General features: G+C 70.0%; 4 protein-coding genes. All 4 read right to left on the bottom strand.

The features are described 5' to 3' along the window. Positions 1-31: 31 nt before the first annotated feature. On the bottom strand, positions 32-1,852 hold the full coding sequence (locus QH270_RS00075; RefSeq protein ID WP_280338302.1) for a choline/carnitine O-acyltransferase: 1,821 nt from the start codon (positions 1,850-1,852) through the stop codon (positions 32-34). Positions 1,853-1,861: 9 nt separating this feature from the next. After that, positions 1,862-2,677: a class I SAM-dependent methyltransferase gene (locus tag QH270_RS00070; protein ID WP_280338301.1), complete on the bottom strand. Its 816-nt coding sequence runs from the start codon at positions 2,675-2,677 to the stop codon at positions 1,862-1,864. A 12-nt stretch (positions 2,678-2,689) separates the two neighbouring features. Continuing rightward, positions 2,690-3,553, bottom strand: a complete 864-nt coding sequence (locus tag QH270_RS00065) for a HalD/BesD family halogenase (protein WP_280338300.1) — start codon at positions 3,551-3,553, stop codon at positions 2,690-2,692. 154 nt (positions 3,554-3,707) lie between these two features. Continuing rightward, on the bottom strand, positions 3,708-4,403 hold the full coding sequence (locus QH270_RS00060; RefSeq protein ID WP_348537622.1) for an HAD family hydrolase: 696 nt from the start codon (positions 4,401-4,403) through the stop codon (positions 3,708-3,710). Between the last annotated feature and the right edge of the window lie 217 nt (positions 4,404-4,620).

Below are 4,620 nucleotides of genomic sequence, written 5' to 3'. Positions count from 1 at the left end.
CGCCGGGCGGGCCGGGGGCCCCGGCCACGGCTCAGGACTGCTCCGCCAGCAGCGTCCGCAGGTCGGCGACCGCGGTGCGCAGGTGGTCGGCGAAGGCGTACATCTCGTCGGCCACCGACTTGGGGGTGGCCAGGTAGATGTTCCAGCGGTCGGGCAGCAGCACGTAGGCGATGCCGATGCAGCGGGGGCTGGTGGAGCCGAACCCGAAGTAGCGGATGTGGACCGACGGCGCCGAGCTGGTGCTCAGGTAGTCGTCGCGCATGATCGTCCAGCCCGGGCTGTCGAACAGGGCGATCCGCTCGTCGGCGACGCCGAGTTCGGCACCGCGCCTGCGCTGGATCCACTCCAGCTCCCACAGGTGCTGTTCGGGCGCCTGCCCGGCCTGGCACTCCTTGGCCCGGCCGACATGGGCGCTCGCCGCCGTGCGGGCCGCCGCCAGCTTGGTGTCGCGGTCGACGGTGTCGTCGACCATCGCGTCGACGAAGGCCACCATCTCCGGGGTCACCACGCGCATGGCCTCGGTGCGGCCGTTGCGGAACTGCCGGGTCGCGATGGACTCGTAGGTGGCGCCGGTCAGGCCCTTGCTGCGCCGGTGGGCGAGCTGGTAGGCCAGCTGAGCGAAGGCGTCGGGTGAGATGCCGAGCTGCTTGGCCGCCGCGGTCCCGAAGTCGTCGAAGGAGACCAGCGAGGTGGCGGTGTCGGCGGCGAAGCGCGCGAAGTCGGCACCCGCCGCGGCGATGTCGGCCCGCGCGGCCGAATCGAGGACGAATTCGATCGGCTCGACCGACGGCAGCCCCTGCGCCCGGGCGCCGCTGGTGGCGGCGTGATCCTGGGCGGTCCGCTCGAGCAGCGCGTCCACGAACGACAGCACGGTGGTGCCGTCGAGCCCGCAGTGCTCGATGTTGATGCCCGCCTGGCCGTCGGCGAAGACGATGAACGACACCGACTTGTCGAAGTACCGGTTGGCGCTGTCACCGTGCAGCAGCTGATCGCAGGCGTGCAGTTCGTCGCGCGGGGCGAAGTCCTCCAGGCACACCGCGAACAGCGCGGTCTCGATCTCGTCGAACGCGGCGACGTTGGCGGGCTCGGTGCGCAGCGCGGCCCGGCTGCGCGCCCACTCCGCGCGCGCCTTGGTGGTGAGGTGCCCGACGGCGGTGTCGGTCGCGGCGGGTTTGGTGCCGCCTTTGAGCACGGCACGCAGTCCGTCGACCACGTCCTCGAACGCGTAGGGCGCGCCGTCGGCGCCGATCACGTCCATCCGGAACGCGTTGCCGCGGTAGAAGACCACGACGTGGCGGGCATCCGAGGGGCCCGGCCATTCCGCGCTGTAGGGCTTGCGCACGGTGTCCTGCACCTCGCCCGGGATCCGGGTCTCGGAGAACAGGTACTTGTTCTGCCACATCGACAGCTGCTGGCCACGCTGGGTGACCGGCGCGATCTTCTCCTGGTCCAGCGCCAGCTTGTAGTCCACCGCAGCGCCGATCAGCGCCGCGGCCCGCTCGGTCTGCCCGGCCACGGTCGAGGCCGCGAGCGGAGTGTCGTCGCGGAACAGGAACACGAAGTTGGCGTTGAGCGCGATCCGGTCGCGGCGGCCCAGATACCGCGAGGGCCAGAACTCGTCGAGCCAGCTGCCGACACCCGGCGTGGCGTCGTACTCGGCGAGCGCGGCGTGCAGGGTCCGGCCCGCCCCACCGGGCCGCAGCAGGTCGGCGACCGCGGCCTCGGTGGTGGCGAGCTCTTCGGCGCCGAGCAGCGGCTGACACCACTGCAGGAACCGCGCGCAACTGTCCTCCAGTGTCGGCAGCGGTACCCGGGGCAGAGTGTCTTCGGCGGCGAACGTCGGTTGGTTCAATCCAGATCCTCAGGTCTCGATGGGATGCGGGCGTGACACGAACAGGTTGGCGTAGAGCCAGCCTTCGGCTTCGTGGTCGGTGGTGTCGATTCCCTTGGCCGCCAACGCTTCCAGCACCTGTGCCCGTTCCTGGTCGGAGGCGAAGCGACGCTGCTGGAACATACCGGGACGCTGCTCGCTGCGATAGCCGAGTGCGGCGAGTTCCTCGGCGATGGGACCGAAATCGAACATCCGCAACACGAAATGCGCCATCCACGGTCGCTTCTGCGGATCGGCTTGGGCGACCCTGGACAGGGTTTTCTCGGTAATGTAGCCGACGCACCCGGTGGAGATCACCAGATCCGCGGCGGCGAGCACACGGCGCTGGGCCTCGGTCGGCTCGGTGGCCTCGAGGTCGGCGTGCACGTAGTCGTGCAGGAATCCGGCGGCGTGCGCGTAGATCAGCGCCGGGCGTGCGGCGTCCATCCCGACGAAGCGTACGTCGGGCATCAGGTCGGCGCGTAACCGCTCCCGGTCGGCGGCGATGAGCCCCACCGCGTCGGTCTCGGCGTGGTCGCGATAGTGCCGGGCCAGCTCGTCGACCGTCGTGTCGGTCCGCAGCAGCGCCGCGTTCACCCCGTAGGAGCAACCCAGGTCGAGCACCGTCGGGATCCGGTCCGGCCTGGCCGCCCGCAGCTGACGCAACTGCTCCTGGAAGTGCGGTTTGGCCAGTTCCGGGATCCGGTAGTCCAACTCGTTCATCCGCGCGAAGTAGGCACGCGGATCGGCGCTGTCGTAGATGTCGTCGAAGGATGCTTTGCCGGTGGTGTGCAACGGAACGGACATGGGCGGTTCCTCTCAGTCGAGCAGTCGGTCACCTCGGACGGCGTCGGCCGCGGCGGCCACGTGGTCGGGCAGGACACGGCCGAACAGCTGCCTGGTGCGTTCGACAGTGCCGATCACCCCTGGCCGGTCCGTGTAGGCGAAGATCGCCGAATGTCGTTGGCCCGCACCGGCCACCTCGGTGACCCGGTGCAGGGAGAAACGGCCCTTGAACAGCTGCAGATCACCGGGGCGCAGTTCCAGCGCGCGGATGAACCGCTCGCCGTCGCCGGTGAGCACGGACCGCACGTCGTCGAGATGCTCGGCGTGCGGATCACGGATATTGGGGCAGTACTCGAAGACGCCGCCGGCCTCGGGGCGGCGGGTGAGCATGCTGACGGTGAACTCGTTGGTGTCGAAATGCCATGGATGCGACATGCCCGGCTCGACGACATTGAGGCACAGCCCGGCCAGCGGATCGGCGAATTCGTGCAGTTCGTCCAGTTCGAAACAGTCGGCGACGAAGCGCTGGAAGACCGGGTCGGTGTAGAGGCGCTGGATCAGCGCGTCGGTGGGGATGCGGTCGCGGGCGACGAAGGCGTTGCCGCGCTCGAGCACGATCCGCGCCGGATGGTCCGCGGGCAGATCGGCGTCGAGCGGGATGTTGTAGGCGTTGACCCGCTCCACCTTGTAGTGGGCGTGCGGGGCGATCCGCTCCCCCTCCACGCGCAGCGTGTCCCACAACTCCGGCCGGATGAACCCCCGCAGGACCGTGCAGCCGTCCTCGGCGAGTTCGGCGCGCGCGGCCGCCACCGCGGCGCGTCTGCCGTCACCACCGAGTTCGGTGAGCGGATACCGTGCGATGTCGACGATTTCGTCAAGCCCCCGCATGCCTGTCATGCGCTCATTTTGCGGGAATTTTCCGCGACACGCCCGTGTTTCGCCGAATCCGGCCTATCCCGAACAGATCACAGTGAGATGAATTCGACTGTGCGGCAAGAGTTTTCGTAAAATCAACCGCAATCGCGGAATTATCACGGTAGGCTATTACGCCCTATCTCGCTGTGCTGCCGAGATGTTCGTCGCGCACCGCCATCGCGGCCCGCAGATCGGCCGCGGACAGACCTACCAGTGTTTCCCGGAATACCCGCCCTGGCACCTCGGGAACCGCGATTTCGCACGGAATCACGATCAGCGCGCAGCCGGCGCCCTGTGCCGCGAGCGCGCCGGTGGGCGAGTCCTCGATGGCCACGCAGTCGCCGGGCGCGAGGCCGAGCAGCTCGGCGGCCCTGCGGTAGATGGCCGGATCAGGCTTGCCGTGCGCCACTTCGTCACCGCAGACGGAGATGTCGAAGAAGTCCCGGCCCAGGGTGTCGAGGCCGTACTCGGCGAGCGAGCGCTTGGTATTGGTCACCAGGGCACAGCGCAGGTCGGCGTCGCGCACCATGGCCAGCGCGTCCTTGGCGCCGGGCCGCCACGGGATCGGACCGAGCATCAACTCGGTGACGCGCACCTCGAGGAAGTCCCCCGCTTCGGCGATCGCGCGCGGCGTGGGCTCGACACCGATGCCGTCGAAGAGGATCCGCAGCGCGTTCGGGCCCGCGGCGCCGATCAGCGCGTGCCGGACCTCGTCGGTCAGTTCCCTGCCGTGTTCGCGGGCGAGCTCGCGCACCGCGATGTCCCACAGCTTCTCCGAATCGAGCAGCGTGCCGTCCATGTCCCACAGCACCGCGGCCGGTCGCGCGCTCACCTGGTTCTCGCCTCGTTCTCGTCACATCGGGGTTGGGGGCGCGGGTTGACGGGGCGGGCGGCCGGGGCGGGAGGGGGCGCCCGCCCCCCCCCGCGGCGTGGCGGGCCGGGGGGGGGGCCCCCGGGGGGGGGGGGCCGGGGGGGGGGGGGGGCGCCGCGGCCGGTGCGGTGATCCCCGGAATGGCGGGCAGCCCGGGGATCGCGGGCAGACCTGGGAT

The organism is Nocardia neocaledoniensis, assembly GCF_029868625.1.
Taxonomy (GTDB): Bacteria; Actinomycetota; Actinomycetes; order Mycobacteriales; family Mycobacteriaceae; genus Nocardia; species Nocardia neocaledoniensis_A.
The sequence above is the reverse complement of the archived record's forward strand: the minus strand, read 5'-3'. Positions and strand labels throughout refer to the sequence as shown.

What these genes read in the sequence shown, in the direction of transcription:
- QH270_RS00070 (WP_280338301.1), bottom strand. Translation starts at nt 2,677, where the DNA reads ATGTCCGTTCCGTTGCACACCACCGGCAAAGCATCCTTCGACGACATC.
- QH270_RS00065 (WP_280338300.1), bottom strand. Translation starts at nt 3,553, where the DNA reads ATGACAGGCATGCGGGGGCTTGACGAAATCGTCGACATCGCACGGTAT.